Genomic DNA, 26,461 nt, shown 5'->3' with positions numbered 1-26,461 from the left:
TACATAACGAATGGCAGCTCGCCGGATCGTCGATATGGATGATGGAGGCAGTTGGAGCATGGTGGTTCTTCGCCCAATAATGACACTCGGTAGTCTGCCAATGGGCCCACTGGCGATTTAAAACCAGCGTTCCTGTTCATGGCCGGACCGCGATTACCGCGTAAAATGCAGTCCAACGGCTTGACCTTGATTTCTGCACATCTCTATGAGGAACGGTCCGCCGTGTGAACGCCGTTTAGGTTTCACTTTTGGATGGGAGCGGTTCAATTGGTTTTCGGCCGCACTCGCAGATGCTTCGACTTACAGTTGCCGGCGCCGAAACCGGTTTCTCATGTCGCCGGGGAGACGGTTGCTTTGACGACAAAGGTGGCATTGGCGGACCTGTCAGTTTTTTCCAAGTTCGATGCGACCGGACCCGATACCTGCGCCTTAGTTGACACACTTGGGAGCAACCGCGCGCCAAGGACCGGACTCAATGGCCTTCGCATACTCTGATCGCAACAGGCGGTAGTCTGTCAGAGTTCATGGCGACCATGCTGTCTGAAGATTACGCCAACCTTACGACTGCTGCTACAACCGGGAAACTGGATGCTGACGTATTTCTGGTGCACTCCGCGTAAAACGAAGAGTCGGTTCCGAACTTAACGGACACCTTTGGCACTTAGGTCTTTTGGACCCCAAGCCCCGCGCCGTTATGGCTCAATTGACCCGACAGGTTTGAATGTGGATATTCCGTCGTTCACGACCTATGAGATTTTGGCGCTGAGAGTGATCTCTAACACGTTCGCGGCGTTGTAAATTGCGCCTCACTGTAACTCGAATTCGCCTTCGGGTGCGAAAGCCCAGCATGCATGTCATCGTCGTCACAAATATGAAAACGGTCGGGAAACCCATCATTGACGATGGCCAGTGCATCGATTTCAGCCCGAATGCTGATGGTACAGTCGGAGTCGTTTAACTCGCCATGGAACAAGCTGGCAACGCCAATGCGTATGATCCAGGGATCCATCAAATTGCAGTCGAAAAGCGCGCAGATTTTCGGCTGTAACGCAAAAAGTGCCGTGCGTGTCGCATTGAAGATTGGGATGCATTGTAAAATCAGACCGCTGCACAGTGATGGCGGCATACATGTGGGCCAGTTGGTCACGAATCGGTCTGGCTCTACTATCTCAAGTTTCGCGCAGGACAAGGTGTCCCGGAGCGATCATGTCATAGTGCGAAGGTGCGGGAACGTAGTCCCGAGGATGCAAGGGGGAGGGGATCGGCTTGAAGTTCAAATCACCCTTGAGCTGACGGATGGCGGGGTCCGCGATGGGGACGGCCAGCATCAATGCCCTGGTATAGGCGTGTTGCGGGTTTTCGAAAATCGCGGCACGTGAGCCGATTTCCACGATCCGGCCAAGATACATGACTGCAACATGATGGCTGACCCGTTCAACAACCGCCATATCGTGACTGATGAATAGGAACGACAAGCCGAGGTCAGCTTGAAGTTCCATCATCAGGTTCAGGACTTGTGCCTGCACTGAAACGTCCAGCGCTGAAACGGCTTCGTCTGCAATTATAAGTTTGGGGGATACCGAAAGCGCGCGGGCAATAGCGACACGCTGCCGCTGTCCTCCTGATAACTCATGGGGAAATCGGCGCATATAGTCGCGGGGCAGTTCGACCCGGTCGAAAAGATGTGCTACGCGCTCTTCCAGTTCAGAGCCACTGGCCAGATTGAAATTGCGCAAAGGTTCAGAGACTTGTGCTGAAAGCCTCATGTAAGGGTTCAGCGATGCAAACGGATCCTGGAACACCATCTGCATTTCGCGCCGTAACTTGCGCAGATCCCGTCGATTTGCGGCAAGGATGTCTTTGCGATCAACGATCACTGATCCAGACGTTGGCTCGACAAGGCGTAGGATGGAACGCCCGCAAGAAGATTTCCCGCATCCCGATTCACCGACAAGTGACAGTGTTTCGCCCTTGTTGAGGGTAAATGACACATCTTCGACCGCATGGATATTGGCCACATGACGGCGCAGAACCGCCCCCTTAACGGGGAAATAAGTGGTGAGATTTTTGACCTCCAACAGCGGTTCCGGTCGGTCGCTGGGGAGCAGGGGCTTTGGAACAGATGTGTCACCGACAAGTCGCAGCGGCTCGGGCGCGGACTTGTCCTGCATGTCGCCGAGGCGCGGGACGGCGGCCAGCAATGCTTTGGTATAATCCGCTTTTGGATTGGCAAAGATATCTGCAACTGGACCTTCTTCTACGATGTCACCGCGATACATCACGACGACGCGGTCGGCAATTTGTGCGACCACCGCCATATCATGGGTAATGAACATCACCGCCATCCGGGTGTCGCGTTTTAGCCGATTGATCAGTGCAAGAATTTCCGCCTGAATAGTTACGTCGAGTGCGGTTGTCGGCTCATCTGCGATCAGCAGGCGCGGCTGGCATGCCATTGCAATGGCGATCACGACGCGCTGGCGCATGCCGCCAGACAATTCGTGCGGATATTGCTTTAGCCGTTGTTCCGGTTCGGGAATTCGCACTGCCATGAGCAGTTCCAGCGCGCGGGCCTTCGCAGCCTGGCCGGTCAAGCCGCGATGCACATGCAACCCGTCGGTCAACTGGCGTTCGACAGTGAAAACAGGGTTCAGCGATGTCATCGGTTCTTGAAAGATCATGCCGATTTCATTGCCACGGATGTCACGCATGGTGGCGGGATCAGCGCCTATCAGATCAAGAGGACCATCGTCGCGTAGCAACGACATGCGACCGTCAACAATGCTCCCACCGCCAAATTCGACTAGGCGCATCAGAGAGAGAGATGTGACCGATTTACCCGACCCGCTTTCGCCTACAACGCACACTGTTTCGCCGGGATTGATCGTGAAACTAACGTCTTTTACCGCTGTGACACGGTCCCGCCCTTTGCCAAAGGTGACACGCAGTTTTTCAATGCTGACAATTGGGGTCATTCTTGCGTCCTCGGATCAAGCACATCACGCAAGACATCGCCGAACATGTTCAACCCCAGCACAGTAATGGCCACGGCAGCACCGGGCACCAGAGCGGTCCATGGGGCCACGTCCAGATAGTCGCGGCTGGCCTGGATCATCAGACCCCAGCTTGCCTCCGGCGGTTGAGTGCCAAGCCCAAGGAATGACAGACCCGCCTCGGCAAGGATGGCAAAGGCAAGACTGATCGTACCTTGGACAATTATGGCGGGCATTGTGTTTGGCAGGATATGGCGCAGGATCATTTGAAAGTCATTGGTTCCGGCGGCACGGGCTGCTTCTACGTAAGGCATCTGTGCGACCCGTAAGGCTTCGCCTCGGATAATGCGCGCCAGATAGGGGGTAAACGCAACGCCGATGGCAATGATCGTATTGGTCAGATTGGGACCAAGAACGGCGCTGATGGTCAGCGCAAGAAGCAATGCAGGAAAGCTAAGCAACGTATCTACAAGCCGCATCAATATGTTGTCGATAACACCGCCATAGTAGCCGGATATGATACCCAAGGGCAGGCCAACCAGGATGCTCATCAACACCGCCGATCCAGCAATCATGACAGAGGTTCGCGCCCCTAGAACAACGCGATAGAACAGATCACGCCCCAGCTGATCCGTGCCAAAGATGTGACTCGCGGTCGGTCCGGAAAGGCGCGCGCGCATATCCATTTGCGTTGCGGCTGTTTCCGGAATGAAACCGGGTGCAAAGATAGCGATCAGCAGCATCGCAACCACGATCCCACTGCCGATCAGCCCCTTTCCTGAAAGAAACGCGCGCATCAGCTTAACCTGATCCGTGGGTCAATAAGTACATATAACAGATCGACCACAAAATTGGTCAGCATCACAACCGCCGCAATCACAAAGACTGAGGATTGGATCAGCGGGATGTCCCGATTCAGCAGTGCCTGGTAGGTCAGCCAGCCCATGCCTGTATAGTTGAACAGGCTTTCAATAACGATGATTGACCCGAAAAGATACCCGACCTGCAACCCTGCTACGGTCATGACCGGTCCAATGGCGTTGCGCAGCCCATAGCTCCACACGACGTCGCGTTCCGGCAAGCCCTTGGCACGTGCCACGCGGATGAATTCTTGGCCCAGAATGCCAATCATCGTGGACCGGGTCATGCGTGTGAGATGAGCCATCAGGCCGAGCCCAAGCGCCAGAGATGGCAAGAACGCGTGGCGGATGGCGCCCAGCAGATCTTCCGCAGGGTGAACAAAGCCAGACGAAGGAAACCAGCCAAGCCAGCGCGCGAATAACAGGATCAGCACGATCCCCCAGAAGAAATCCGGCAAGCTGACCCCGATCAGCGCGGATGTGCTGGCTGTGTTATCCTGCCATCGCGTGCGGTTGATTGCAGCCCAGACGCCCAAAGGAATGGCAATGGCCAAGGCAATCGCCATGGACATGAAGACGATCACGCTGCTGGCGACCACCTTTTGCGCGATCAGAGGCCCTATGGATTCTTTGAAAACCAGCGATTTGCCCCAATCTCCGGTCAGAATGCCACCCACCCAACGCCCGTATTGAACCACCAGCGGATCATTGAGCCCAAGGCTCTGGCGCAACCCTGCAAGGGCTTCAGGATTGGACTGCGTGCCCATGATCATCATCGCCACATCGCCCGGCAGGATGTTGGTGACCACAAAGGTGATCACCGAAATTAGGAAGAGCGTGAGTGCGACCGACAGAAGGCGGTTGATCACATAAGCCATCGCAATGTCCGATCGGAGAAATGGTCCAGGCGATTACCGCCCGAACCCTAGGCATCAGGCATTCAGCCAGACTTTGTGGAAGTTCAGATTGGACCCGTTCGGATGTACGATCGTGTCCAGACCGCCTACGTCAGGCTGCGCGCCGATCGTGCCATTGCGGAACCACAGGATGATGTCATGCGCCTCGTCAAAAACCCGCTGCTGTACGGCCTTGTAGATGTCGGCGCGTGCGGCTGGATCAACGGTGATCCGGGCTTGTTCGGTTAGCGCATCAATCTCCGGATCATTGATGCCACGATAATTGAATGCTCCGGTCGAGTTGAACAGACTATAATACAGGAAATCGGGCTCCCACAATGTGAAGAAGTTCATCATGGTCATCTGGTAATCCTTGTCGACCCAGCACTGTGACAGCCAATCGGCCCATGTCAGTTGCTCGATTGTCAGGTTGACGCCCGCCAAACGGAACCATTCGACCAGAATTTGTGCGCTTTCAATGTGGTAAGGATAGTTCGTTGTGGCCTTGAACACGATGTCCAGGCTGCCTTCGGGATATCCGGCCTCGTCCAGTAGCGCGCGAGCTGCGGCTATGTCCTGTCCCCTCTGTTTGAGATCGCTGTTGTAACTGGCCGAGGTTGGATAGCTGGGCGACGCGGTCGTTGCGCCCTGGCCCCAAAGCGCGCCTTCCAGCAGAACCTCCTTGTCGATGATCAGATCAAATGCCCGCCGCACGCGGGCATCCTGAAACGGCTCGTAGGTGTGGTTGAGGTTCACGAAATCCCAGTTCAGAGGGAACCATTTGACGACCTGCAATTCGCCAGCATCTTCGATCTCCGACATGCGGTCGGCGGGGATATCGTTGATCATGTGCAACTCGCCCGTGCGCAGACCGGTCAGGCGCACTGTGGGTTCGGGTATTTCGCGGGCTATGACTTTGTCGAGGTATGCAGGTCCGTCCCAGTAATCATCAAAACGTTCCAGTTCGACTTCGTTGCCGAATTCACGACGCACGAATTTGAAAGGGCCAGCTCCAATCGGCGTCTCCCCTTGGACATCGCCGCTGCCTTCCGGCATCACAACGCCCGCGCCGTTTTCAGCCAGGCGCGACAGGAAAGGCGCATTGACGGCATTCAACGTCACGATAACCGTCAAGGGATCAGGTGTGTCGATGCTTTCAACAGCATTGAAGACCTCGAAGTTCACGGCCCCTGTATCGGGGTTCGCACAGCGCTCGAATGCGTATTTCACGTCAGCTGACGTCATGTCAGCCCCATTGTGAAACTTCACGCCGGAACGCAGATTGAAAGTGTAGACCAAACCATCATCGCTCTGGCTGAAGCTTTCAGCAAGCATGGGGATCACGTTCAGGTCCTTATCGACCGTCACAATTGAGTTGTGGACGTTCTGCAGGACCCGACCAGTCGAGGCCGTGCCGGTCTGGTGCATATCAAGATTTTGCGTCGTCTCTGAATGACCCCAGATCAGGGTCCCACCGGTGACGGGCGTGGTCTGGGCTGAAGCGGTCAGCGGGACCCAACCCGAAAAAACCGTAGCGCCGAATAGGGCGGATGTATTTGTAAGAAAAGTTCTGCGTTTCATAGTGACATCTCCATGTTGGGGCACTGCTTTGACCGCCCGGTTCTTAATTGAGATGCCCGCTTAGCGCGGGTCGTTTTTTTTGCATGTTAGATTGGAAGTGTGGGGCGTTTGTCTGCAACACCCAGTTTTTGCTCAAGTGCCATACCAAGTGACAATAGCGGCCCCTCGTCAAAGAGTTGCCCCCAAAGGGAAATACCTTGAGGCACGGTGAATGTTTTTTCGCCCATCGCTTCGCCTGTGGTCAGTTTGCCCGAGCCGAGCGAAGCCGCTGTGCGACTGGCCAGTTCGTCAAAGCCTGCGCGAATATGCAGGCACGGGTGGCCGGTGAAGTTTGAGGCCACCAGCATTGGACCGGTCGAAAATGGCCCGATCAGCGCGTCAACACTTCCCATCATCTCGCCCACCGCTTGCATCACACGGTAGCGTAGACGGTCGGTCTGGACCAGATCTACTGCCGAAATGAACCGCGCCTTCCGAAATGTATTGGGCCACGCGCCATCGTCTTGCCAGCGCAAGCTGTCGTCAATGTCGTCGAGTGTCAGTGCCTCGAATGCCGCGGCGGCTTCGGCGTAAACCGAAATCATCAGTGACCCGTAGGGCAGATCTTCGAGCGCGACTTCCTTGACGGTGATCCCGAGATCGTGCGCGGCTGCCAAAGCTGCATGATCGATGTCTGTAGCACCTTCCTCAAAGGCTTGCGGTAAATAGCCCAGCGTCATGCCGTCAATGCTGGTAGTGGCATCAAATTGGAATGGGGCTGCAATTGACCCACGATCATTGATGTCGCCGCCATTGATCGCGGCAAGCACCATGGCGGTATCCTCGACTCCGCGGCAGATTGGGCCGACCTTATCCAGCGACCAACAAAGCGCCATTGCGCCTGCGCGACTGACGCGGCCAAATGTTGGGCGCAGACCCGTCGTGCCGCACCGCTGCGAGGGAGACGTGATCGAACCCAGTGTTTCAGTACCAATAGAAAAGCCACATAAACCTGCCGCAGTGGCAGAGGCTGATCCCGCACTTGATCCACTTGATCCTTCATTTCGGTTCCACGGGTTGCGTGTCCAGCCGCCGTACCACAGATCGTTATAGGCCAATGCACCCACCGACGTTTTACCGATCAATACGGCACCTGCAGCGCGCAGCTTGGTTGTGACCGCCGCATCGCTGTCGGGGATCCGATCCTCAAATGGTTCAGCGCCCCAGCCTGTCGTTATGTCTTTTGTATCAAAAAGATCTTTCAAACCGTAGGGAATACCATGCAGCGGCCCCAGCCAAACTCTGGCAGACAAGAGGCTATCCATTGCACTGGCCTCGGCGCGGGCAAGGTCAGCCGTCACTGTCGCGAAACATTCAAGCTTTGGATTCAGGCTGATGATACGATCAAGATAAAGATTGGTCAAATCAAGCGAACTTATCTGACCGCTACGGACCCAATGAGAAAGATGTGTCAGTGGCGCAAAGGCGATGTCTTCTGAATTTTCGGGCAGGGGGTCCGTAATGGTTGAAAACGTCAGCGTATCGGCGCCAAACGGCATCGCAAAACCTGGCAGACGTGGATCAAATCGCGCGGCCATAGGTGTGCTGTTATCGAAAGTAAGAGCACGCCTTGCGATGGCAGCCTCACGTTGTCCATCGAGATTATCCAGCATTTGCGCCCGTTCGCGTTCTGTGTATGCCAACCCAAGAAGTCGTTCGGCCCCCGCGATATCGGCTTCAGAAATATCTTGTTTCATTTATCGCCCCCCGATTCTGATGAAACACTACTTTCATTTTGACCAGTAAATGCTGGTCATAACAGGCGGCTTGTTCAGGTTTTGAGTAAATAATAATCGATTCTTTCCAAACTTGTTTGCGCGAAGGCTATTGAGTTGCAACCTAGCGGTCGGTCCATTCAGCGGCCGCGAGGCGCGCTTTTCCTGTGGCAATGGCATCGTCGATAGTGCCGCTGTCTGTCTCGTCTGAAAAGCGGTCAGCCGACAGCTAGGCATCAGCGACAGTCTGCAATCAGCGCGTTTAGTCAAACAGGCCCGGGTAGTGATCGCCGCGGATATCAAAACAAAATTAGTCTTGTGTGCGGTGAAAGCAAAAAAGGCTGCGGAAAGTATGCAGTAATTGTTCCTGACGACAGTCGTAGCGGCCTAGATCGGGACCAGAAGTTCTTCTATAAAGGGCAGTAAGATATTGACGAAATAAACGGAAACGATCTCCGCAACGACATGTAGGTCAGCAAACATGTAGCCGACGACAGATACGCTTTTGCCAAGAATGTACTCGGTTCAGTTGTTAAAATAGTCGCCAATTAGAGCCGCCGCATTGCCGGAAGCTTTGATCCTTTGAATCTGGCCTTGCTGGCGACCAGTGCTAGGGGTGATCGTTTCGCGCAATACGGCACCGGCAGTTTCGTCCTGCGCCAACCTTGCCTTCTTTCGAAGCCCAGTATTGGTTTGATGAACGCTTGGATCGCTGAAGCCTTGTCCGGCGATACGATGGATGGCAGAGACAAGCACGTGGTTTTAGCTGCGGACATCGTCGTTAACGGAAGGCGCTTGCAGTGCCGCGCGTCGGTTGGCGACCTGCATGGTCTCGACCTGCTCTGCGCCTTGTTTGGCCGGGCCGAGAGTCGGGTTGATCTCTCCCAGCGTTTCCGGCGGACGCCGCCGTTCTGGTACCCGACGTCGACAACTTAGGTTTTTTTGAAGAAACCTCCGCGACAAGCGGCCGAAAATCTCTCTTTCGATCTCCGAACCTGCTTCGAAACTGCGGCTTGCGCCTTCATGGTGCTATTCGTGGAAATCCATGCATTTCAAAGGCGCTTGTGTATAAGCGTGGTAGAAAGCGATGCCGACAAATCGAGACAAACATTGGAAGACCTTTTCCTTAGTCTTCTCTGGATGTTTCCCCTGCGCCTTGACCAAGACCCAAGAGTCGAAACCGGTGGCATCAATCAACGTGATGCCTTGGTCAATCTCGATCATAATACTTGGGACCTTGCGGTGGTAGACTTCGAGTTTCAGGTGTTCAGCATCCAGCCTTAGCCGTCGGCCGCGGCGGGTCTCGCCAAGGCGCATGGCGATCGAGACGGAGGACTTTGTGATCCATTTATCCGCCCGGGCACGACCCATACGAGTACGTCCTTTTGGCGGTGAACGGTCATAGCATGGCTTGGTGGCCTTTACGTTTGATCTGGACATAGGTCATCCAATACTGAGAATCTTGCATGTGGCGGCAATAGGGTGTGGCTTGTGTCGTCGAAAAGGGACAAATCGGGCGAAATTCGGGCGGTTTTCTGGGCCGCAAATTTGCCCTGAAACAGTTTTAAAATACAAATAAAACAACCCGTTTTGCTATATTTTGCGCGGATCACTGATCGAGCAGTCTAAGCTTACATTTCAATTGCTTTAAGGGACCAGTGTGCACCTTGTTTACAACATGAAATCGCCTACGGGCGCGCTATCTTGAGCTTTTGCCGTTTGCACGGATTCGATCACGTGGAAATGAGTTGAAAGAGACCGGCTCGACGACTCATACTTCCTTGCAATGCGACATAGCCATTTGTCCCGCGTCGCGCCGATCAAGGACTTGATGAGTGTTAAAACGCTCTGAGCAGGGGCGGCTTCAGCGCGTCGCTTCTGACTATCGTCTTGATAGGCGATTGATAGCGTAGTCTGTAAGGAGCCTGCTTTCGCTGTGCTTCAGTTCCAGGTTTCCTAGGGAGAAATCGCGACCTTGGAATTTTCCGCCTAAAGGTCTGTTCGCCGGTTCATCAGTGAGGCGAGTTACCAGTTGCAATCATGAGGTGGTGTTTTTTATGATGCGCGCCAATGGTCAACACTCCATAGAAGCCGAGGCCCAACACCTGATTGAGATCTGTGTGGTCCGGCACTTCAATCGCCATGGTGGCGCCATCCGAAATCGATGTGGAAGCCACTGACCAGCCAGTCTCCGCTGCCAACATTGGACTGTGGGAAGTCACCATACTTTGGATTGAAGGAACAACTTCATTTTCTCCGATGATCGTAAACGTCACAATGTTACCGTCCGCTTTTGTCACCACGGTCGATCGGGCCGTCACGTTGTCCATGTCAACCAGATGATCTCGCAACGCTCGTAAATTGACGTTCTCCCATTCGGTTGCGGGATCGTTTCGTAGAATTTCTACGATCTCTGAAATAGCGGCAAACTGTGCTTGCCCTGTCTGAAGCAGATCGCCGCCGCCGGGGCTATCGTGAGAATGCTGTGCCGTGACTGGTGCGGCGATCAACAGCAGTATGGTGCCTGTTAATTGGATCAATGCCATTTGGACCTCCTTCGTTCGAAGATGCAGTAGCCGACCCTCCATAACTTTGATATGATTTGGATCATATATGGACAATAGATTTCACAATTTACCTGATACAGCCATTCAGTTACTCCCGATGTCTGCGGGTGACGTATTGTTCCGACAAGCTGAGCCCGCGATTGGTTTCTACCGGGTTCAAACCGGTTGCGTGACACTTCGCAGGACCACAAAGGCGGGAGATACATTGACACTACACCGTGCAACGGTTGGTGAGCTCTTTGCCGAAGCGTCGGTGTTTTCGGATCAGTATCACTGCGACGCCATCTGCACGGTGGCTGGCGAGGTGCAGCACATCTGTAAGACGGCGACGCTGAACCAATTGTCCAAAGACAAAGACTTTGCATTGTCATTCTCAGCTTTGCTGGCTCGACAGGTCCAAAGCTATCGGTTCCTTTTGGAAATCACTGCGATCAAGTCTGCTGATGAACGGGTTCTGGCGGCTGTATCGGCGGGCTATCTTGAAGGAGCGGTCACCGAGTTTGCCACCCGTATTCATTTGACCCATGAGGCTTGCTATCGAGCACTTCGTTCATTGTGCAATGATGGGCGACTGATCCAAACTGGACGTGGAAGATACAGGCTACTGTAACACCAAGCGATGCGGACAATGGTTTGAAAGATGCGAGAGTATGTTCGTTGCAGATCACAATACAATGCATCGGAGACAACCAAGTTTCGCCATCGCAAAAGTCCGCGAAGATCTTGCCGTGACGAACGCAATCGAAGTAGGCTGAAGTCTCTTTTTGATGGCAATGATTTGATTTGCTGCAATGGCTTTGCCTGGTTTTTGCAACCTGCCTGATCGTCGAGTAAGGCCAGCTTTCGCTGAACAATCGAAGGCTGTTGGCCATATTATTGATAAAAACTGGCGCTCAACTAGAACATGAGCCAGCAAATTTGCGAATGCATTGGCGATCAAGCAGCGACGCTTGTTGTCACGACACCTTGAGAATTGCCTTGCCTGCGAGTTTGCGGGACGCAAGCGCCGTGAACATGTCATTCACGTTTTCAAGCTCATATACACCCTCAATTGGACAGGCGAGTGTGCCATCCATGATCATTGAGAGCACCGTCTCTACTCCTTTCGACCAGGTTTCAGATCCAAAATCCATGTGACCCAAATGCATCCGGGTGAAGGTTAGTGATTTCTTGATCAGTTGTTCCCAAAGGTTGGGAAGTGGGGGGCCTTCTGCTTCGCCAAAGCTGACGACATGGCCAAGTTGGCGGATTGTTTCGAAGCTTTTGTCAAGGATCGTGGCACCGGTTGAATCGACAACTTTGTCAACGCCGCGCCCGTTCGTGAAAGCCAGTGTGGCCTCAACAAAATCAGTATCGGTCCGGTCGATCACGAGATCAGCGCCAAACTCCAAGGCGCGTTTTTCTTTGCCGGCGGTTCCGATTGTTCCAACCACCTGCGCACCCGCTGCTTTCGCGAGTTGCGTCAGGTAAAGCCCGACACCGCCACCGATTGCGTGTATCAGGATCGTATCGCCAAGCTTCGTTTCGCTAACTGTATGCAGCAAATTCCAAGCGGTCAGCGCCTGCACGTAGAACGCAGCCCCGACATCAAAAGCCACGCCGTCCGGAAGTCGAACGATGCGTTCGATTGGAACGGCACAATATTCTGCAAAAGCCCCGGCATCCTCGCTAAAGGCGGTGACACGATCACCAACCGCAATGTCGATCACGTTGGCCCCGATGTCTGTAACCGTACCCGCAAGTTCGAGGCCAGCGACAAGCGGATACCCTTTCGGGTGAGGATAAATGCCTGTGCGCATCATTAAGTCTGCGTAGTTCAGTCCTGCGTAAGCAACCTTCACAACAACTTGGCCGGTACCAGCCGATGGCATCTGGACATCCTTGATCACGGTCGAAGCGGGATTCCGGTCAGGCCTTTCGAAGACAACAGCGCGCATTGGTATTCCCTTCTTTCAGTAAGCGAGTTGGTACAGGGTTCCGGCCAGAACCTTTATCCCGGCGACGATGTCCTCGATGGTGGAAAACTCTTCAGGTGTATGGCTGCGGCCGTCTTCGCTGCGGACAAAGATCATCGCAACGGGGCAAATCTCGGCCATTTGCTGCGCGTCGTGGCCTGCGCCACTGGCCATATGCATCGTAGCAATACTTGCAGCTTGCGCGGCCCGATCCATGGCTTGCAGAAATGTGGGATCACTTAGGCACGGTGGCAGATCCAGCAGAATTTCGGTTTCAACCGACAAGCCACGACGGGCAGCGATATCCGACAGCATTATGTCATGGGTCTTGTAGAGCTCCAGGGCGGCCTTTGGGTCGGGATGGCGGGCATCAATCGTGAAGGTTACGCTGCTTGGGATAATTGCGGAACCGCCGGGATCGACGCTGCATTTTCCGACTGTTGTGACCGCAGGTCGTCCAAGGGCGTTAGCATGGTCGATCACAGTCGTCACGGCCTCAGCGAACCCTGCCATCGGATCGCATCGGATATCCATCGGAAAGGCCCCGGCATGGTTAGACTGTCCTGTTAGTTTGACCTTTGTCTGGCGAATATGTGTGATCGCATTTACCACTGCAACCGGAAGATCGGCATCCTCCAAAAAAGGGCCTTGTTCGATGTGAAGTTCAATAAATGCCGCGATGTCATCACGTACTGCCTGTGAAATTTGGGCCGGGTCGAAACCCGCATTGGCCATTGCCGTCCCAATGCTTATTCCAGATATGTCAACTGTATTGTCACAGTCTCCTGGCCGCACACGGCCAACAATCGCGCGCGATCCCCAGAACCCGGCGGTGGGAAATCGGCTCCCTTCTTCTTCGCAAAGGGAAACGAGTTCCAATGGCTTTCGGGGCGGCCCAAACGCATCTTTCAAAGCGGTGATCGCAATCAGAGCGGATAGAACTCCAAGCGCGCCGTCATAGCGCCCGCCTGGGCATTGGCTGTCGATGTGAGATCCCGAGACAATTGCGTCGCCGCCTTCTGTTCCTTCAGCGCGGGCCCATAAGTTACCAGCAGCATCAAAGCGGACCTCGAGCCCCGCCTCACGGCTCCATCCAGCGATACAGTCTTGCGCGGCAACCCATTGTTCAGAAAACGCGGTTCGCCAGACACCTGTGCCGGAATGGGCTCCGAATTCGCCTAACGTAAAAATCATGTCAGCGACTTTTTTCGGGTCGATTTCTGGGATTTGGTTGGCTTGCATGAAACTTTTCCTCGGCTTTGCTTAGGGCTTAACATCTGTCCTCGCGGAGGACAGGTCTGCGCGCGGCGCCTTGGGCTCATTCTTCCCGATTGCCTAAGGAATGGGCGTTATCGTCTTTGTCGCCAACCTGCACAGCAGGCGAAATGCCATCAAACTGGATCTCCTCTGGATAACTGGGCAACGCCCGCGCATCAATGCAGAGATTATTCCGCGCAATATGAACGGGGGGGGAGCGGTCATGAAGACCATTGGCGTCGATGTTGGGGGAACCTTCACGGACCTAATATATTTTGATCCAAAGTCCGGTGACATCGGGATTCACAAAGTGGCAACGACACCTGACGATCCGTCCGTTGGCGTGATAGCTGGGATTAAAGCTTTGTGCCACCTCAATGCGATCAGTCCAGCGGACATCGATCACGTGTTCCACGGCACGACGACCGCCACCAATGCCGTGCTCGAAGGCAAAGGTGCGCGGGCAGGGATGATCACGAACGAGGGCTTCCGCGATGTGCTACACATCGGTCGCCATCAGCGGGTTGAACATTATTCGATCATGCAGGAACTCCCCTGGCAAAACCGGCCGTTGATCAAACGCCGCTATCGCAAAACTGTGGCGGGACGGCTTATCCCACCAACTGGCGAAGAGTTGATCCCACTGGATGAAGCCGAAGTCCGAGAGGCTGCCGAAGCTCTGCGATTGGAAGGTGTCAACTCGGTTGCGATCTGCTTTTTGTTTTCCTATTTGAATCCCGCCCACGAAATGCGCGCAAAAGCCATCGTGCAAGACGTTATGCCAGACGCTTTTGTGACCACTTCTGCAGAAATCTCACCACAGTTTCGGGAATTTGAACGATTCACGACAGCCGCTTTGGCCACATTTGTTGGGCCAAAAGTTGGCAGTTACATCGCGGGCCTTGAGACGGCACTGCACGGATTGGGCGTCAAAGGAGACTTGCGGATCATGGCGTCAAATGGCGGCGTCGCTACCCCGCGCATGGTAACGGAAAACCCTGCTCTGACGCTGATGTCGGGTCTGGCGGCGGGTGTTCTTGGCGGCGGTTGGATCGGTGCACAATGCGAGCGGGATCGCTTGATTACCTTTGATATTGGCGGAACTTCCGCCGACATTGGAATTGCTGTGGATGGGGTTTTTGCTCAAACCGATGCGCGGTCCACGTCTATTGCCGGGTTTCCTTTGCTGATGCCAATGCTGGACATCCACACGATCGGTGCAGGCGGCGGATCAATCGCTTATGTGGATAAGGGCGGTGCTTTCCGTGTCGGGCCACAAAGCGCGGGTGCTGTGCCGGGGCCCGCTGCTTATGGCAAAGGTGGGACACAGCCGACCGTTACGGATGCCAATCTGGTGCTCGGACGCCTGGAGCCCCGAGACTTCCTAGGTGGTGAAATGGGACTTGATGCAGACGCGTCGGACGCTGCGATCGCGAAACTCGCGGTCAAACTGGGCATCGACAAGCTGGAGGCTGCGGAAGGTGTTCTGACGATCCTGAATGCCAATATGGCCAATGCCATTCGGTCACGCACGGTCCAGAAAGGTATCGATCCCCGCGGTTTTGCTTTGGTCGCGATGGGCGGCGCCGGGCCTTTGCATGGGGCCGAAGTTGCGGCCATGTTGCAAATCCCAGAAGTGATCGTGCCACCCCATCCAGGCATCACATCGGCAATGGGGCTTTTGACGGCCGACCTCAAGTACGACGCCATTCGCACACTGTTTCAGCAGTCAACGACCTATGATCTGGACCGGATCAACAGTGATTTTGCGGCCATGGAAACAGAACTTATGGCCCGGTTTTCAGATGACGGCGTTAATGCGGCCAACGCGACATTCGCAAGATCAGGGGATCTACGCTATGTAGGTCAGGGCTACGAATTGAATGTACCCGTTGTCGATGGCACCCTCGACGCGGATGCGATCGCAGATGTTTGGGACAAGTTTCATGTCATTCATGCTTCCGAATATGGCCATGCCTTTGAAAGCAACCCTGTTGAGGTGGTGAACCTGCGTGTGACCGCCATTGGCAAGCTGCGCAAGCTTGAACAGATGCCGCCTACTTCCGATGGCTGCCTTGATACGGCCTTCTTGTACAAGCGTGACAGCGTGTTCCGCGACGGGGGTGCCTTGAAGGTTTTTGAAACGCGCGTTTATCGCCGTGACACCTTGCCTGTAGATCAACCCTTTGAAGGTCCTGCCATTCTCCTGCAAAAGGACAGTACGACTGTAATCCCGCCAAAGGGCATGGCCCGGGTTCATCCATCCGGCAGCATTATCATCACATTGGAGGGCCAGCCATGACAAGGATTGATCCCGTTACCGCGGCCGTTATTCAAGGGGGTCTTGAGAACATCGCTATCGAAATGGGCCATAAGCTGATGCGCATGTCCTATTCATCCATTATTCGTGAATCTGAGGATTTTGGCGCGGCCTTGACGGACGCGGCGGGTTTACAGATGTGCGAGTGCAAGATGTCCACCCCGCTGCAATCGGGGCCCATCCCCGGCTACGTCCGCAACGTGCTCTCCGTGTTGAAACAGCGGGGCGATCCGATCCACCCTGGGGACGTCATCATGCATAACGACCCCTACGGTGGGGCTAGCCACGGGCCAGATGTTGCGTTTTGTGTACCAGTGTTCCTAGACGGAACACTGGTCGGATGGTCGGTAACGACGGCCCATCATCTTGATATCGGCGCGCTGTCACCGGGCAGTTGCGGCATTGTTGATGCGGTGGATACCTACGCGGAAGGCCTGCAGTTCAAGGCGATCAAGGTCTTTGACGAAGGCCGCAGGAACGAAGCTGTCTGGCATATCCTGCGGGCGAACATTCGCGCCCAAGCGTTGGTGGTTGGCGATATGGAAGCGCAGATTGAATCTGCACGGATCGGGGCCGAACGCTTCCTTGAACTGGTCGGACATCACGGGATTGAGGCTACAATGGCCGCTTTCCATGATCTGATGGACTATTCAGAACGTCTTATGCGCGACGCGATCCGGGATCTGCCGGATGGGGATTACAGTGCTACGACCTATCTTGATGGGTTCCTTGATGATCCCGACCCCACACGTAGTAAGCTACCTTTGGTCGTGACGCTTAAGGTCCGAGGGGACGGCCTGACGGTGGATCTGACGGGAACGGCACCGCAACTGCCTGACAAACCCATCAACATGCCCTTGGTTGGTACAGTTGACTGTGCTGTCTGGCTGACCATCCGGTCGATTTTGCTGGACTCGGTGACATACGGGGCGATTCCACAGAATTCCGGCCTGACGCGACCGATTGAGATTATTGCCCCGAAAGGGTGCCTCGCCAATCCGATTTTTCCCGCACCAGTCATAGCCAGGTTCTGTCCCGGCAACCAATTGGCCGATACCGTTATGCGCGCCTTTGCGCAGGTTGTGCCGCACCAGGTTTCTGCCGGAATTGGCAATCTGCGTGTCGTCGCATTTTCCGGGCTCGAGGACGGCAACCATTGGGTCCATATGGAGATCATGGAAGGCAGCTATGGAGGTCGGTTGGGTATGGACGGGATGGATGCAGTGGACACGCTTTATGCAAACACGCGCAATAACCCTGTCGAGGACATTGAATCGCATATTCCGTTGCGGGTGGAACGTTACGAACTCCGAGAGGATGTGATGGCCGCAGGTCAATGGCGTGGTGGGATTGGTGCCGTCCGAGAATTTACCTTCCTGGATGATGCGGGGTTTTCGCTGGAGGGTGACGGTCACGCTTTTGAACCCTGGGGCTTTGATGGTGGCGCAGATGGGCACGTGGCCTCATTGACGCTGGTGCGCCCGGATGGGATGACGCAGTCATTGCCGTCCAAAGTCCCTTTTTTCAAAGTGAATGCGGGTGACAAACTGGTGTCAAATGGCCCATGTGGCGGCGGCTATGGCGATCCTGAATTGCGGCCTGCAGAGGCAATTGCTGCAGATGTTGCGGATGGTTTAATCACAGAAGATGTTGCGCGGGGTCTGTTTGCTCAGTCAGAGAATTGAACGCGCGATGCTGTAAATGCGTCTCGCATATATCCATGTTAGATGACCGCAATGGTTTTGGCCGTCTGGAGAGGGGCGTCAGCTTCCGGCGGGTTTGCAGGTGACTAAACAGGCCTGCCGACGATTAGTGGCAAGCGACGCTTGTGATCGCGACCGCCTTGTGCCCTATTGCGTCGGTGCCTTCTTGCAAATCAATCATTGGTCGCGTCGCAGAAAATTTGCGAAAACGATTTCGCGGCTCAAGCGTCAATGATCTGCTTCCGATCTTAGTGAGGTGAAAGACAAATTTGAATTAGGCAAGCCGATCTAGCCAACTAATCTATTGTGTAATGTGTTCCGAATACTGTTTCATGCTTTACGGATTGCGTCTCAATGCACTCGTAGAGCAACTAGAAGCATCGCCGTTGCGTGCATAATCATGACCGACACCTGTGTCCGCTAACGAGAAAGCGTCCGCCGCGCTACTAGTTATCTTCGGCGATGTCTTCAGCCCATAGGTCGGGTTTTTCTGCAATGAAGCGGGTCATGATGTCGATACAGTCTTGATCATCTGCCACGACGACTTCTATCCCGCGCTCTCGCAAAAAATCTTCGTTGCCGCTGAATGTCGTGTTCTCGCCAATTACGACACGGGGGATACCAAACTGCACAATCGTGCCGGCGCACATCATGCAGGGGCTCAGCGAGGTATAAAGCGTTGTATCACGATAGGTTTTCTGCCGCCCGGCCTTGCGCAGGGCATCCATTTCCCCATGGGCAATCGGATCACCTGCCTGTACGCGTTGGTTCCGACCTTGGGAGACCAGTTGATCGCCCCGCGCCAAAACCGACCCGATCGGGCAGCCACCTTCGTCAAATCCGGCTTTGGCTTCGTCATAGGCGATGCGCAACATCCTGCGTTCGGTATCGGTCAGCATGACGCTTCTTCGCCTGCGATCTTCTGGGCAAGATAATTGTTAAATTCTTTGATGTTTAGTTCAAGCGGCGCATGCAGAAATCCCGGTGTTTGGGTCCCGAAACTGGCTCCCTTTTGAACCCGTTGCACCATTTCTTTGTCTTCGGCAGTTGCAGTTTCGATGACGTCTCGAATTGTCGCGCAAAAGGCGTTTGCGTCGGCCGTGTCAGCCATGGTTTGCGGCGCGTAACTCAATCCCCACCGTGCGTTTGTTTGCGCGACCCCTGTAGGCTCCAACGCCATCCACCAGACGAAGTTTGCATCAACCGCGGCCAGTCCGTTTGGAAAAAGCGAGATCACATAAAAACGACGTTTTTCGTCCTCGGTCAGATTGGGATTGTAGATTTCGGGCAAATCTTCTTCGCGATAACTGTTGGAATGGATGGCAAACCCCGGTGCACCCCAAGGACCGAACTCGGCAAGATTTGTAGGGTTTGTTGGCCCAATCGACCCGGTATGTGTATAGGTTGTGTGATAGCTTTCGATAAAGTTCTCGATGAGTAATTTCCAGTTTCCATCCCAATGTTCTTCGTGAACCACATGCCGGTCTTCGTAATTGGCAAGCCCGAAGTTGCCGATCAGATCACCAAGGTCACCCAGCCGTTCAGCCACTGGGTCAAGATCGTCGCATAGAGCGACGAAGATAAAGCCAAGTGCTGTGTCGCATGACAGTTGGACGAGTTTCAGGCCTTGAAGTGCGTCTTTTTCAAAACCCACGCGGTCGGGAACACCAATCAGTGCGCCGTCCATCTGATAAGTCCAATGATGATAAGGACAAACGATCCGCTTTGTATGTCCTGCCCCTTCCAGTAGGCAGGCATAGCGATGTAGGCAAAAATTTCCCATTGCGTTGATGGATCCGTCTGATTGTCGCATCACGATCACCGGTTTTGTCCCCACCTGAGCGGTGAAATAGTCGCCTGGGTTGGGGATCATCCCAACCCGTCCCACCATCACCCAATCGCTCTCAAAAACCGAGTCCAGCTCTTGTTCAAATTGCTTGGGATCCGTGTAGTTTGCCTGCGGCGTCGCTGTTTGGTGCCGCTCCACCTCTTTGGGCAGATCGTAGTTGCGGAAGCCAAATTGGTCTTGCTGGGTCATCACTTCGCTCCTGTTGCACCTGGCATTGTGGAGGGCATTGGGTTAGGGATCGGAGAGTGGCCATCGTAGAAGGGCAGGCTGTCCCGGCGCAAAGTGACTGTGCCTTCCGCTTGCATCTGAAGGCAATGATTGGCGATCTCTTCGAGCGGTGCGAACCATGCATCACCCGTTTCCATCATCTCTTCGATCATTTTTTCCACCCGTTGCCAGCGCGACAATCGGCCCGATACAAAGGGATGCCAAATCCCGATCCACAGTCCATTCCCGGCTGCACGCATGGCATTGAATTCGGCCATGAAGATTTCCATGGCCCGATCCGGCGACATGATCTGGAACATGTAATCAAGATCGATGGAATGCACGTAGGGCGGCCAGTCATCGGTGGCCCAGCTGACCGGCAACTCTAAAATATCGCCCTCGGGTGGGGCCAATATGTAAGGTACGTCATCCCCCATCAATGAACTGTCGTAAAGGAAACCCTCCTGCGCCAGAAGACCCGGCGTTTGGGCGGACATGTTGTACAGCGGTGAGCGGTTCCCACGTGGTCGTTTCCCTGTAAACCGTTCTATCACGTCGATGGACCGTTGCATCCAATACCGTTCTTCTTCCGGGAGCAGGGCGTTGGGCGCTTCGTGGATGTAGCCGTGGAAGCCAATTTCGTGACCATCCTTCAGGATCGCATCAACCGCCTTTGGATGTTGTTCGATGCACCAGGCCGGAATGAAAAAGGTCTGGGTCAGCCCATGTCGTCTATACCCGTCCAAAATACGGGGAATTGCCACCTCTGGCCCATAGCGCAGCATTGATATGGACGAAAGATAGTTGACCCCAGCTTTGCCTTTTTCGATGTGGATCAGGCTGTCGGCGTCCATATCGAAGGTGATTGCCACCGCAACTTTCGCTCCGTTTGGCCAGGGAATTGGATTTTGGATCATCGTAACCTCATAGCATAACAGCCCCACCGGAAGGGCAGATGGTTTGTCCGGTCATGAAAGTCGCCCCCGGCCCGGCAAGGAATGCTACCGCGGCCGCGATTTCGGAGGGTTGGCCAATACGTCCCATGGGGTTATCCGCTTCGAGATCCAGAGTTTCGGGCGACATGTTTTCAGCAGACAACATTGGGGTGTCAGTCGGGCCCGGTGCCACCGCATTGACCAGAATGTTTGGCGCAAATTCACGGGCCAACGCGCGGGTTAGCCCAATGACACCCGCTTTGGATGCGCAATAACCCGCAAAGCGCGCGCGTCCCAGATGCGCCAATTCAGAGGCAACCAAGATCACCCGTCCCTGACCGTGTGGCGCCATGTTGTTGAGTGCGGCCTGCGCGATCAAAAACGACCCGCGAAGGTTCACGGCGATCTGTTTGTCAAAGCCGTCGACGCCCATGTCCAATGTTGGTTCTTCGATCAAGATGCCCGCTGCATTCACCACGATATCCAGCGGTCCCACTTGCGCGAACGTTTCCTTGACCGATGTCGCATCGCTTACGTCGGCTTGAAAACACGGACCGCTGATCGGTTTCGGCAAGGTCAGGTCAACACAAATGACCTCGGCCCCAAGTGTTGCCAACGCGTCGCCGCAAGCCCGCCCGATACCTCGTGCTGCGCCTGTCACCAATGCGCGTTGTCCTTTCAAAGCGCTCATTGCATGAGCTCTCCCCGATCGACTGTAAAGGCTTGTCCGGTAATGTTACGCGCGGCATCCGATGCCAGAAAAAGATACATGTCGGCCATGTCCGACGGCTCCATCAAGCCGGGCAAGGCCTGTGCGCCGGTGATTTCGGCAAGCAAGTCATCTTCATCGCGTCCGCTGCGGTTTGACATGGCGGTTAGTGACCGCATGGACGCTTCCGTCCGCACCCAACCGGGGCAAACGGCGTTCACTGAAATGCCGCGCGGGGCCAGTTCTTGTGCCAAACTGCGCGTCAATCCAATGATGGCGTGTTTCGACGCGCAGTAGGCAGAGAAATCTGCCACCGCTGTTTTCCCCCACATCGAGGCGGTGTTGACGATCCGGCCACCGTCTTTGAGCTTAGGCAACAGCGCACGTGTGACGCTGAAAGTCCCGATGATGTTGATCTCGGTGATCCTGCGGAAAACGGCATCAATGTCTGGTGAAGAGTCGGTGATCGGCGTGATCAATTCCAGCCCGGCGTTATTGACCAGCGCGTCCAGTGGCGTGTCGAGACCGGCAAGTTGTGCAATACCCTCGGACGTCGTGATGTCGATGGTCAACCCAGTGACTTGTCGGTCGAATTCTGCGGACCATGCCGCTGCAACTTCTGATACATCAGGTTCCAGCCCGACCACGGTCAGAACCGCCCCTGATTGCAAGAAGCCACGTGCGACCCCGGCGCCTAGCCCCATGTTTCCGCCAGTGATCAGGATATGTTTGCCGGAGAAATCAAATTGCATTGGCAACCTCTGCCCTTTGTTGTTCGTTGCGCAAGATATCCTGTATCCGGCGTCGAAGGGACAGAAATGCCGGAAGATCGCGCACCTGCTGATCGCGTCCTTCCGCGGGAAGGATCGCATTGACGTCAATGTCTTCAAGAATGCGGGCCGGACGCGCAGAAAAAACAATGATCCGATGGGCCAGCAGAATGGCTTCTTCCACGTCATGGGTCACAAAAATGGTTGTTTTCTGTTCGGCCCTGTTAATCTGGATCAGTTGGTTTTGCAGATGTTCGCGAGTCAACGCATCAAGCGCTCCGAAAGGCTCATCCATCAATAGGATATCGGGGTTTGCCGCCAGTGTGCGCGCAATCGCCACCCGCTGACGCATGCCGCCGGAAATCCGGTTGGTAAAGCTGTTCTCGAATCCGTCCAGCTCAACCAGTGTGATCAACCGTTCCACCGCGGCCTCTTTTTGAGTGCCATTCAGATCGGGTCGGTACTTCAACCCCAACCGAATATTGCCAGCCACGCTGAGCCAAGGAAAAGCAGCATAGGACTGAAACACCATGCCCCGCCGTCTGTCAGGCCCGCCAAGTGTATCTCCGTCCAATACTATCTGTCCTGACGATGGCGTTTCCAACCCGCCAACCATCCGCATCAGTGTGGTCTTGCCGCATCCCGACGGACCGAGGAAAGTTACGATTTCACCCTGTGCCACATCCAGATCGAGAGGCGTTACAGCTTGGACATCACCACTTGGGGTGCTGAAGGTCTTTGAGACATCATTGATCGACAGATAAGCCATAGTCAGCGATCTAAATACGTGAAAACGCGGCGGTGGATGAACCGAAACGCTTGATCGGTCAGCAGCCCAATGATGCCAATTGCAATGATGCCTGCCATGACTTCGGGCGTTTTCACAAAGCGGCGCAGCGACCAAATTACGTGACCGATCCCAGAAGACGCCGCAACGATTTCGGCTATGATCAGATAGGTCCAGCACCAACCGAGTGTGATCCGCAGGTTATCGAGCATATTGGGCAGAGCCGCAGGAAAAATCACATCTCTGATCACTTGCCACTGGTTCGCGCCAAGCGTGAACCCGGATTCAATGTATTCAGCAGGTACCCTTTTGGAGTCGTCGGTCACCAACAGAACCAGCTGAAAGAACACGCCCATCCAAAGAACCGCGATCTTTGATGCCTCGCCCACACCGAACCAGATGATCAACAAAGGTACAAGCGCAGGCACCGGTAGATAGCGGATGAAATCTATGAAGGGCTCGAAGAATGCGCCAACGGACCGATAGCATGACATCAGTAACCCGAGGGGCACCGCAATAACGACGGCCAACAAGAAGGCAAACCAAACCCGTCCGACAGAAATCAGAATGTCACTGGTAAAGCCAGCCTCTGTAAACAATCGCCAAAAAGCCGCCAGCACTGCCGGCGGCGTTGGCAGAAACTGCGGCTTGACCCAACCCGACATGGCGATCAACTGCCACGCGCCCAGGAATGCGATGAGCCCTGCGGCACCAAGGATGATTTCTTGGCGCCGCGGGATCGCTTTGCGAAAGGACAACATTACGACGGCTTAACGCGTCTTGCCTTCAAACAGATCTGGCAACAAAGAACCGTCAATGTACGGTGTGTAAGGCAATGGTGTGTCTTGCAAATCAAGCGAGATATTGATGTCATTGAAAGTATCAAAGACTGCGCGCAACTTGCCGTCTTCAGACATCGGCATGTACTCTATTGTCTCTTCGTATGTGGTGTATTTGACCCCTTCCAACGCTTCTTTCATCTCTGCATCGGGCACTCCATATTCAGGTGCCGACAGTGCGATGAAATCGTCTGGATCTTCCATGTAGTCATCGATAGCACGGAAAATACCCCGCAAGAACTTCGCGTATTTCTCCGGGTTCTCTTGATAATCGTCCGTGCGGACAAGGACGATGTCCGTGATCAGACCTTCGTAGTCTGCAGACGACAACAAAACCTTGGACCCGGTCCGTGATGTGTTGTTCACAATCTGGCTGAGCATTGGTTCCCATGTGGCCACAGCAGCGATGCTGTCATCTTCGAAAACGGCGATGGAATCATCTGTGTTGATCAAGCGCATGTCCATATCGGCGACGGATTTCCCGATCTCGTTCAGCGCAACTTGTGTCAGGACTGTACCGGGGTGATTGATCTCACCAGCGAAAGTCTTTCCAACCAGGTCCGCGACGCTTTCAATGTCCGGGCCTGCTACAACCCCATCTGCACCGATTGAGATGTCAATCGTCGCGATAATCGTTCCGGATGTTTCTGCCGTGCGGGGCCGTGCCATGCTTTCGCCGATGGTACGCATCGTGCAATCGATGGCTCCGGTTTCCAGCGCTGGCAGAACATTGGCCCGGTCATTATCAAATGCCCATGTGACTGTCAGTTCTTCTTCGGCAAAGTAGCCCTTAGCTTCCGCGACAAAAACCGGCGCAAAGCCAAACCAAAACGGAAACACACAGTTTATCGTATCTTCTGCTCGAGTTGAGCCTGCGGATATTGTGGCGGCAAACGCGCCTGCGGCCAAAACGAAGTGGCGTGGTATTCTTCCTATCATTACGATCCCCTTTAATTATTTGGTATCCATAAAGGTGATGATGCAGGATGGCATGCCAAACCATGGCGACACCTGGGTGATACAAGGAACTGCCCGCCAAGTGGGCGTTCATGGTCAATGCGATCAATTTTTGGGCAGTTTTGCTACTTTTGCCCTACCTTCTGCGCCAGAAGGCACAGAATTTCAAACGCCAGTGCAGCTCCAGCCAAAGATGTACCCGTGCCATTGTCCAGGGGCGGCGAGACCTCGACCAAATCGGCGCCAACGTAATCTAACGCGTTCAAACCACGCAATAAAACCTGTGCCTGATGCGTAGTCATGCCACCGATCTCCGGTGTGCCGGTGCCCGGAGCATAGACAGGGTCCAGACAATCGATATCGAAGGTCAGGTAAACAGGTCTGTCCCCGACAAGGGCGCGCGTCTCGGTAGCGATCGCCTCTGCCCCTTTGGCATGCAACTCTTCGCAGAAGATGACACGCATGCCTGTTTCAGCCGAATAGTCCCACCCTTCGGTGTTGTTCTGAGTGCCTCGGATCCCAATTTGAATGGTAGCCTTGGGATCAATCAGGTTTTCTTCGACAGCCCGGCGGAACGGGGCACCGTGGTGGAATTTGGATCCCTGAAATTCATCCTGTGTGTCGGTATGTGCATCCACATGGATCAGTGCAATCGGACCGTCTTGCGCAACGGCCCTCAGTAACGGCAGGCTGACCGAGTGATCACCACCGATACCAAATGGAATGACGTCTTTGGAGACTAGTTTGTTGGCAAATGCCGCGATGTCATTATGCGCGGTCTCAATGTCGAAAATGCCGGTAAAGGGCACATCCCCCATATCCCGAACTTCCGCCAATTCGAAAGGCGCCATACGGGTGACATGATGAACCGCCCGCATCAACGACGATTGGTTGCGCACTTCACGCGGGCCTTGACGTGCGCCCGCGCGGTGCGTCAGTGCACCGTCATAGGGAATGCCAAAGATGCCAATGTCAGCCTCCTCGAGGGTCGCGGCCAGCGGCGCGCGCATGAAAGTCGCAACCTCGCTGAACCGAGGGGCGAAACGGTCAGGTGTGGAAGGCGGTCGAAAGCTCATACTATGGATTTCCTTGCATAAAGGATGCGCCCAATAATGTTTAGGAGCAGTTGTGCGGCCAGCGTCGTAGTGCTGCCGCTGTGGTCGTAATCGGGCGCAACCTCGACCAGATCAATACCGACAATCCTTTGCCGCTGGGCGACGATTGCGACCATGTCCAACACTTCATAATACATGAAGCCGCCATGGCTTGGCGTGCCAGTGCCGGGGGCAATGGAGGGATCAAATCCATCAATGTCGATGGTGAGGTAAATGTCGGCCTCTGTCGGTATGCGATCCGCGACAGCCTGCACGCCAAGGGACCGGATCTGCCGCACCGACAAGATATCCGAACCGCGCTCACGCGCATCGTCGTAGCCTTCCTTGGCGGTCGAGGACACATTGCGGATACCAAACTGGCTCAATCCGGTGACATAAGGCTTTTCGGACGCACGGCGCATTGGATT

Annotated in this window: 23 protein-coding genes; 4 read left to right on the top strand and 19 right to left on the bottom strand. The window is 54.6% G+C overall.

The window, feature by feature from the left end; all coding sequences use genetic code 11:
• Positions 1–1,169 precede the first annotated feature (1,169 nt).
• The 5 genes from AB8B75_RS13410 to AB8B75_RS13390 all read right to left on the bottom strand — a co-directional run bounded on the left by AB8B75_RS13410 (position 1,170) and on the right by AB8B75_RS13390 (position 8,066).
• On the bottom strand, positions 1,170–2,975 hold the full coding sequence (locus AB8B75_RS13410) for a dipeptide ABC transporter ATP-binding protein (RefSeq protein ID WP_405362956.1): 1,806 nt from the start codon (positions 2,973–2,975) through the stop codon (positions 1,170–1,172).
• Positions 2,972–3,790: an ABC transporter permease gene (locus AB8B75_RS13405; RefSeq protein WP_405362954.1), complete on the bottom strand. Its 819-nt coding sequence runs from the start codon at positions 3,788–3,790 to the stop codon at positions 2,972–2,974. The genes AB8B75_RS13410 and AB8B75_RS13405 overlap by 4 nt, the downstream gene beginning before the upstream one ends.
• Positions 3,790–4,731: an ABC transporter permease gene (locus AB8B75_RS13400; RefSeq protein ID WP_405362952.1), complete on the bottom strand. Its 942-nt coding sequence runs from the start codon at positions 4,729–4,731 to the stop codon at positions 3,790–3,792. The genes AB8B75_RS13405 and AB8B75_RS13400 overlap by 1 nt, the downstream gene beginning before the upstream one ends.
• A 54-nt stretch (positions 4,732–4,785) precedes the next feature.
• Entirely contained in the window at positions 4,786–6,330 is a 1,545-nt protein-coding gene (locus AB8B75_RS13395) for an ABC transporter substrate-binding protein (RefSeq protein ID WP_405362951.1), read from the bottom strand.
• An 86-nt stretch (positions 6,331–6,416) separates the two neighbouring features.
• Entirely contained in the window at positions 6,417–8,066 is a 1,650-nt protein-coding gene (locus AB8B75_RS13390) for an amidase (RefSeq protein ID WP_405362950.1), read from the bottom strand.
• A gap of 714 nt (positions 8,067–8,780) precedes the next feature.
• Between AB8B75_RS13390 and AB8B75_RS13385 the strand changes: the two genes are divergently transcribed.
• The gene (locus AB8B75_RS13385) at positions 8,781–9,020 is read left to right on the top strand and encodes a hypothetical protein (RefSeq protein WP_405362948.1); all 240 of its coding nucleotides are present in this window, start codon (positions 8,781–8,783) and stop codon (positions 9,018–9,020) included.
• Positions 9,021–9,113: 93 nt separating this feature from the next.
• Here the strand turns inward: AB8B75_RS13385 and AB8B75_RS13380 are convergent, their stop codons facing one another.
• A complete protein-coding gene (locus AB8B75_RS13380; protein ID WP_405362947.1) occupies positions 9,114–9,524 on the bottom strand; it encodes a hypothetical protein in 411 nt (136 codons plus the stop codon).
• 572 nt (positions 9,525–10,096) lie between these two features.
• Positions 10,097–10,630 (bottom strand): hypothetical protein, encoded by a 534-nt coding sequence (locus AB8B75_RS13375; RefSeq protein WP_405362945.1) that lies wholly within the window; start codon positions 10,628–10,630, stop codon positions 10,097–10,099.
• A gap of 67 nt (positions 10,631–10,697) precedes the next feature.
• On the opposite strand from AB8B75_RS13375, the gene AB8B75_RS13370 reads away from it, so the two are divergent.
• Positions 10,698–11,261, top strand: coding sequence for a Crp/Fnr family transcriptional regulator (locus AB8B75_RS13370; RefSeq protein ID WP_405362943.1), 564 nt, complete (start codon positions 10,698–10,700; stop codon positions 11,259–11,261).
• Positions 11,262–11,607: 346 nt separating this feature from the next.
• Here the strand turns inward: AB8B75_RS13370 and AB8B75_RS13365 are convergent, their stop codons facing one another.
• Positions 11,608–12,588 (bottom strand): zinc-binding dehydrogenase, encoded by a 981-nt coding sequence (locus AB8B75_RS13365; protein ID WP_405362942.1) that lies wholly within the window; start codon positions 12,586–12,588, stop codon positions 11,608–11,610.
• Positions 12,589–12,603: 15 nt separating this feature from the next.
• Complete coding sequence (locus AB8B75_RS13360; RefSeq protein WP_405362940.1) at positions 12,604–13,848, bottom strand: Zn-dependent hydrolase; 1,245 nt, start codon at positions 13,846–13,848, stop codon at positions 12,604–12,606.
• A 238-nt stretch (positions 13,849–14,086) separates the two neighbouring features.
• On the opposite strand from AB8B75_RS13360, the gene AB8B75_RS13355 reads away from it, so the two are divergent.
• Both AB8B75_RS13355 and AB8B75_RS13350 read left to right on the top strand, forming a co-directional pair.
• The gene (locus tag AB8B75_RS13355; protein WP_405362939.1) at positions 14,087–16,165 is read left to right on the top strand and encodes a hydantoinase/oxoprolinase family protein; all 2,079 of its coding nucleotides are present in this window, start codon (positions 14,087–14,089) and stop codon (positions 16,163–16,165) included.
• Positions 16,162–17,868, top strand: coding sequence for a hydantoinase B/oxoprolinase family protein (locus tag AB8B75_RS13350; protein WP_405362938.1), 1,707 nt, complete (start codon positions 16,162–16,164; stop codon positions 17,866–17,868). The genes AB8B75_RS13355 and AB8B75_RS13350 overlap by 4 nt, the downstream gene beginning before the upstream one ends.
• A 464-nt stretch (positions 17,869–18,332) precedes the next feature.
• On the opposite strand, the gene AB8B75_RS13345 is transcribed toward AB8B75_RS13350, so the two are convergent.
• From AB8B75_RS13345 to AB8B75_RS13300, 10 genes are all read right to left on the bottom strand, one after another.
• Positions 18,333–18,785 (bottom strand): nucleoside deaminase, encoded by a 453-nt coding sequence (locus tag AB8B75_RS13345; protein WP_405362937.1) that lies wholly within the window; start codon positions 18,783–18,785, stop codon positions 18,333–18,335.
• Positions 18,779–19,924, bottom strand: a complete 1,146-nt coding sequence (locus AB8B75_RS13340) for an aromatic ring-hydroxylating dioxygenase subunit alpha (RefSeq protein ID WP_405362936.1) — start codon at positions 19,922–19,924, stop codon at positions 18,779–18,781. The genes AB8B75_RS13345 and AB8B75_RS13340 overlap by 7 nt, the downstream gene beginning before the upstream one ends.
• Positions 19,924–20,859, bottom strand: coding sequence for a polysaccharide deacetylase (locus tag AB8B75_RS13335; protein ID WP_405362934.1), 936 nt, complete (start codon positions 20,857–20,859; stop codon positions 19,924–19,926). Before AB8B75_RS13335 ends, AB8B75_RS13340 begins: the two co-directional genes overlap by 1 nt.
• Before the next feature lie 7 nt (positions 20,860–20,866).
• Positions 20,867–21,568: an SDR family NAD(P)-dependent oxidoreductase gene (locus AB8B75_RS13330; protein ID WP_405362932.1), complete on the bottom strand. Its 702-nt coding sequence runs from the start codon at positions 21,566–21,568 to the stop codon at positions 20,867–20,869.
• Positions 21,565–22,338, bottom strand: coding sequence for an SDR family NAD(P)-dependent oxidoreductase (locus AB8B75_RS13325; protein ID WP_405362930.1), 774 nt, complete (start codon positions 22,336–22,338; stop codon positions 21,565–21,567). The genes AB8B75_RS13330 and AB8B75_RS13325 overlap by 4 nt, the downstream gene beginning before the upstream one ends.
• On the bottom strand, positions 22,328–23,125 hold the full coding sequence (locus AB8B75_RS13320; protein ID WP_405362928.1) for an ABC transporter ATP-binding protein: 798 nt from the start codon (positions 23,123–23,125) through the stop codon (positions 22,328–22,330). Before AB8B75_RS13320 ends, AB8B75_RS13325 begins: the two co-directional genes overlap by 11 nt.
• A 2-nt stretch (positions 23,126–23,127) precedes the next feature.
• Complete coding sequence (locus AB8B75_RS13315; RefSeq protein WP_405362927.1) at positions 23,128–23,904, bottom strand: ABC transporter permease; 777 nt, start codon at positions 23,902–23,904, stop codon at positions 23,128–23,130.
• Positions 23,905–23,913: 9 nt separating this feature from the next.
• Positions 23,914–24,921 (bottom strand): ABC transporter substrate-binding protein, encoded by a 1,008-nt coding sequence (locus tag AB8B75_RS13310; protein WP_405362925.1) that lies wholly within the window; start codon positions 24,919–24,921, stop codon positions 23,914–23,916.
• 143 nt (positions 24,922–25,064) lie between these two features.
• Positions 25,065–26,015, bottom strand: a complete 951-nt coding sequence (gene speB / locus AB8B75_RS13305) for an agmatinase (RefSeq protein ID WP_405362924.1) — start codon at positions 26,013–26,015, stop codon at positions 25,065–25,067.
• A partial coding sequence (locus tag AB8B75_RS13300) for an arginase family protein (protein ID WP_405362923.1) occupies positions 26,012–26,461 on the bottom strand: 450 nt, incomplete at its 5' end. The genes speB and AB8B75_RS13300, both read right to left, overlap by 4 nt.

The organism is Roseobacter sp., assembly GCF_045106495.1.
Taxonomy (GTDB): domain Bacteria; phylum Pseudomonadota; class Alphaproteobacteria; order Rhodobacterales; family Rhodobacteraceae; genus Roseobacter.
The sequence above is the reverse complement of the archived record's forward strand: the minus strand, read 5'-3'. Positions and strand labels throughout refer to the sequence as shown.